7 protein-coding genes are annotated in these 4265 nt (G+C 44.3%); 4 read left to right on the top strand and 3 right to left on the bottom strand.

Translation table 11 applies throughout. The features are described 5' to 3' along the window. Both SSCH_RS18965 and SSCH_RS06020 read left to right on the top strand, forming a co-directional pair. Positions 1–198, top strand: a 198-nt coding sequence (locus SSCH_RS18965) for a hypothetical protein (RefSeq protein WP_232294252.1), incomplete at its 5' end; no start/stop codon positions are given. A gap of 32 nt (positions 199–230) precedes the next feature. Then, a complete protein-coding gene (locus SSCH_RS06020) occupies positions 231–863 on the top strand; it encodes an ExeA family protein (protein WP_052835383.1) in 633 nt (210 codons plus the stop codon). Between the two features lie 100 nt (positions 864–963). On the opposite strand, the gene SSCH_RS06015 is transcribed toward SSCH_RS06020, so the two are convergent. Beyond that, entirely contained in the window at positions 964–1323 is a 360-nt protein-coding gene (locus SSCH_RS06015; RefSeq protein ID WP_232294251.1) for an AMP-binding protein, read from the bottom strand. A 211-nt stretch (positions 1324–1534) separates the two neighbouring features. After that, positions 1535–1786, bottom strand: a complete 252-nt coding sequence (locus SSCH_RS06010; protein ID WP_044664679.1) for a hypothetical protein — start codon at positions 1784–1786, stop codon at positions 1535–1537. Positions 1787–1859: 73 nt separating this feature from the next. Here SSCH_RS06010 and SSCH_RS06005 point away from each other — a divergent pair, with 73 nt between their 5' ends. Continuing rightward, entirely contained in the window at positions 1860–2735 is an 876-nt protein-coding gene (locus SSCH_RS06005; protein ID WP_044664678.1) for an SEC-C domain-containing protein, read from the top strand. Further along, positions 2716–3252 (top strand): hypothetical protein, encoded by a 537-nt coding sequence (locus SSCH_RS06000; RefSeq protein ID WP_044664677.1) that lies wholly within the window; start codon positions 2716–2718, stop codon positions 3250–3252. Before SSCH_RS06005 ends, SSCH_RS06000 begins: the two co-directional genes overlap by 20 nt. A gap of 254 nt (positions 3253–3506) precedes the next feature. Here SSCH_RS06000 and SSCH_RS05995 read toward each other — a convergent pair whose 3' ends face one another. Continuing rightward, complete coding sequence (locus tag SSCH_RS05995; RefSeq protein WP_044664676.1) at positions 3507–3803, bottom strand: MTH1187 family thiamine-binding protein; 297 nt, start codon at positions 3801–3803, stop codon at positions 3507–3509. Between the last annotated feature and the right edge of the window lie 462 nt (positions 3804–4265).

Here is a 4265-nt window from a genome sequence, read left to right as displayed (position 1 = left end):
CCTCTAACCTTTGCCCCAAAGCCTCGAATGATGATGAGAGCAGAGGTGATGAAGATGGAAACTGAGAATAAACTCGTTCCCTTTTCCCGGAACCCCAAGAATGAAATGTTATTCGGTTCATCAGCCTACATGGAAGCGCTTGCCCGTATGCAGTTGATGGTCCAACACCGTTATTTTGGAGTACTCACAGGGAGGTAGGAAGCGGGAAATCAACACTTGTTCGCCATCTGGTGCAAACCCTTGATCCTATGCGCTACCAAGTTATTTACTTAAGCCAGGCAGGGATGAAACCACGGGATTTCTATGGGGAAATGCTGCGTCATCTGGGTGAGGAGCCTTTATTCTCCCTGACAAAAGCAAAACGCCTTTTTGAAGAGGTACTGCGTACAAGGGTAGAGCAAGGGGATAAATCTCTGGTTGTAATCATAGATGAGGCACAGGATATTACTCCGGCCATGCTCCTGGAATTACGCTTTGCCTTGAACCAGCAGATGGATTCTGTGTCCCTGTTTACACTGATCCTGGTGGGTCAGTCTGAATTGAGGAGGACTTTGCGCAAGAACAAGTTTGAGGCTGTAGCACAGCGCATCCAACTGCGTTTCCATCTTACCGGGTTGACTGAGGAGGAATCTGCAGACTACATTCGGCATCAGATGAAGACAGCGGCGATGACCTCCCCTTTATTTTCCGATAGTGCTTTGCAGTTGATCTACTCAGCAACTCAGGGTATTCACCGATTGATAAATCATATTTGCACGTATGCCCTCTACGATGCACAGCAAAGGGGCAGTGATGTGGTTGAGGACAAAGATATCGGGCGTATTCTTGCTGATATGGAAAGGCAGCGTGGCACAGCGGGGTAAGGTAATTAAAGGGTAAGGATCCTCTCAGTATCCATGACAGGTTTGGTTTGGGTGCTGGGGGGATCTCTTACATTATCCACACTATGCACACTGACTGGCATTATCTAGCTAGACTTTGATTGGCACCTGAATTCTCAACTTTATGGCAGACTGTCGCTATAATTCTTCCGTTATTGGCGGTGAGAATTGCAGCGTCAAATTGAGTGAGAGGCAACAGTATAGAGCTATCCAAAGGTACATAAGGATGCCCTGACTTCACACATGCTAAAAAGCAGATGAGCATTTCGTTTTCTTTGTGGCCATATACAATAATAGGGCTTTGATCATGATCCAGTATTTTGATCAAATAAAAGGCAAGTGCATCGGATTTTTTCTTTAGATCCTCGTAGGTTAATATGTTTTCTCTATAGATATGTGCAATGTTATTTGTTTTCCCAAAATTATCAATGATATCAGGCAAGTACATAGATAAAAATTCTCCTATTTATTCAATAAATTGTAGTTCGCAAAGTTCGCAAAGTTTGCAAAATGAAATGCATTACATAGTAGTTATTCACCATTTGCTCTTATATTTCCTGCTTATTGCCTTCAAAGTAAAGCTATTTAGCAGGAGAATTTATATTAATATAGAAACTTTCAGGGATAGTCTTAATACGAGGAAAGTTGAAATGTCATATAAACGTTTTTGATTGAACGCCAGGCTGGTCTGAAATAACATTATCGAGTACACGGCCTTTACTGTCCATGCTGATTTTGCTTCTGTTTGCCTGTAGAATACGGGGGATGTTCTTGATTGTTCCTCTCTTCCGTCTATTCAGCAGATAAGGATGAATTTGTTGCTCGGAATCAGTTTCGGCAACTGATTTTTCTTCTAAAATCTCCAGGACTGCTTTCGCCATAAATCCAGCAGAGTTTTTTCTCATGCCATTATTACCCTGAATTCAATATGCCGTGTCTTGTGTTACGGTTTTTATTGAAAAAACTAGGAGGTCCACCATGAAAATCTTCCAAATCGAACGAAACTCCGATTGTCCCTGTGGGAGTGGGCGTAAGTATAAGAGGTGCTGTCAGGGGCGTGTGGATGATGCGACACGCCGTATCAGTCAGGCTGTGGGTGTCGGGAGTTTTACTGCTGAGGGGCTTGAGGTGATAGAGACTTTGGGTTTTTTATGCGGGCTGCAGGCTGAAGGCGGACATATGCCTGCACCGGAGAGGCTGGGGCAGCTACTTCAAGAAGCCTGGGATGAGGAGGATGAGATACAATACAATCAGGATGAGGGTGCTTTGAGTGCCCTGTCAATGGCGTTTCAGGTGCTGCTGGGGGAGAAGCACCAACTGAGGTCGATCAGGATCCCGGTGTGGCAGTTTGAGCTTGAGTTTGGGCAAGAGTATGAGTCGGAGGATGAAGAGATCGAGCTTATTAAAGAGATTATTGATTATCTGGTTGGCCCTGGGGGGCGGGAGTTTATGACAGAGGCACTTAAATGCACAGGCATGTCCCTTCTTTATGATGACTATACTGACGGGGAGCTGAAGACCCTGCTTGCTGCTCTGGGTTGGCTGGTTGTTGATGATACCAGGGATTTGTTTTTATTCTCTGTGTTGTATAAGACGAGGAGCGATCTGATGGTAGCCGCTCAAAAAGTAACTGAGATTATGGAAAAGTACGATGAGGATGATCAAGAGGAATTATATCAGGAGATGCGCTCCATATTATTCAACTATCCGGTGTACGATCAGATGTTGTCAGACAAAGCGGATGACGATATTAATTTCGTTATGGAAGCTGTTGCCAATGATGAGTTGAACTTAGATGTATCACTTTTTTCCGTTACTGCAGGGGATTTATGTCATGATCTCCAAGGCTGCTGAGAGTTCAGAGGCTCTATTATCCTCAGAGGATCTCCCGACAGGCACTTTAAAGGCTCTGGCTCCTATGGAGGAGGTTCTGTTTCCGGGTGGTGAATACCGTTTCTTTTTCCCTGAGGTTCTCGGCTGTTTAGATAGGGAACTTAGGGAAACCGATAATAGTGAGCTCAGGGATTCCCTCAACGAGTTTTTGTTTTTCCTTATTTTATTAAGTGACACCAAGCAGATTGCCATCATTAAGTACCTGCATGTAAGGTGTATCTGCGCATACTTGGGCAGGCTTCCGGTTTTCTTGCCTGAGGCTGATCTGGAGTTTAAGGTGCCTGCCGATTACTGTGATCAAAATATAATCGAAAAATACGCCTGCTATCTGGGGTCCCGGGATATGACGGAAGAGGCCGTTTATGTGCGGAATGCTTTTGAAACCCTGGGAGAGCAGGCACAACAAGAAGCATTTCTCTATGAAGATGAAGTAATTGATTTTGCCAGGTTATTGCTGGAGGAAGATGAGGAAGAATAATAACTCTCCTACTTGCTTTATTTTAATTAGCGGAATGGTCAAGTTCATAGAGATGTCAGATGACAGGGAAACTCTTGCGTCTAGTTTCGAGAAGCAGAACAATATTTTCCAACGACCAACCTGAAAAGCGGAAGCAAGAGGCCAGAAGTCTGAAGTCTGAAGGGCCGGAAACTGTTTTTGATAAGATTTTCGCCCACGTATCTATTTTCCAACGACTAACCACCAACGACCAACGACCAACCACCAACCACTAATTATCGCAGTGACTGTGTGACAATATCCACCTGTTCCTCCATATTGACCTGTTTATCTCTCCGCTCATCGATGGTGATGTTGGTGATTATCCTATTGCTGCCGGCCATGGCGTTTTGGTGGATTTCTTTGGCCACCTCCAGCAATTCATCGAGCTGCCCTTCAATGATCGTTTCGGTGGGGGTGACCTGGTATTTGAGGCCTCTGTCTTCAATTGTTTTCACAGCACCGGTTACAGAGGAGCTGAAGCTTGCCGAGTTTGTACCGACGGGAATGAGGCTGATTCCGAGTAAAGGCAAAACAATAACCTCCCTTTTTTTTAACAGGTTGCCTCAATATGAAGTTTTTTATGCTATACCAAAATTAACTCGTAAGGCGCATCATGTATATACCGGTATATATAGATTCAGCTAAATGGTGACGCTAAATGGTGACTGTCACCATTTAGCTGATGTTGTATATACAAGTTGGGCTGTTTGGTGACAGTCACCCGAAGCGGATGCTTGCCGGCCCAATCAATAAAGCAATAAAGCAATAAAGCAATCCTCACCACGAAATCCGCCGCGCAGCAGTACTGACGCATCAAAATGTTTAAAAATCTTGCGAGTACAAAAACTGGCGTTTTTATCACCGATTCCGAAGTTTTTTAGAAAAATATCCGTTCTACATGTGGCGGCACATTCCTTTTCAAGCTATTTTGCTCCTTTTAACCTACTATAGCACCTTCAAATGGGCATACGGGTAGTGTACACCGTATTTGA

The organism is Syntrophaceticus schinkii (assembly GCF_000946815.1).
Lineage (GTDB): Bacteria > Bacillota > DSM-12270 > Thermacetogeniales > Thermacetogeniaceae > Syntrophaceticus > Syntrophaceticus schinkii.
The sequence above is the reverse complement of the archived record's forward strand: the minus strand, read 5'-3'. Positions and strand labels throughout refer to the sequence as shown.

Coding starts and splice junctions, on each gene's coding strand:
- SSCH_RS06005 (WP_044664678.1), top strand. CDS start 1,860: ATGAAAATCTTCCAAATCGAACGAAACTCCGATTGTCCCTGTGGGAGT.
- SSCH_RS06010 (WP_044664679.1), bottom strand. CDS start 1,786: ATGAGAAAAAACTCTGCTGGATTTATGGCGAAAGCAGTCCTGGAGATT.
- SSCH_RS06000 (WP_044664677.1), top strand. CDS start 2,716: ATGATCTCCAAGGCTGCTGAGAGTTCAGAGGCTCTATTATCCTCAGAG.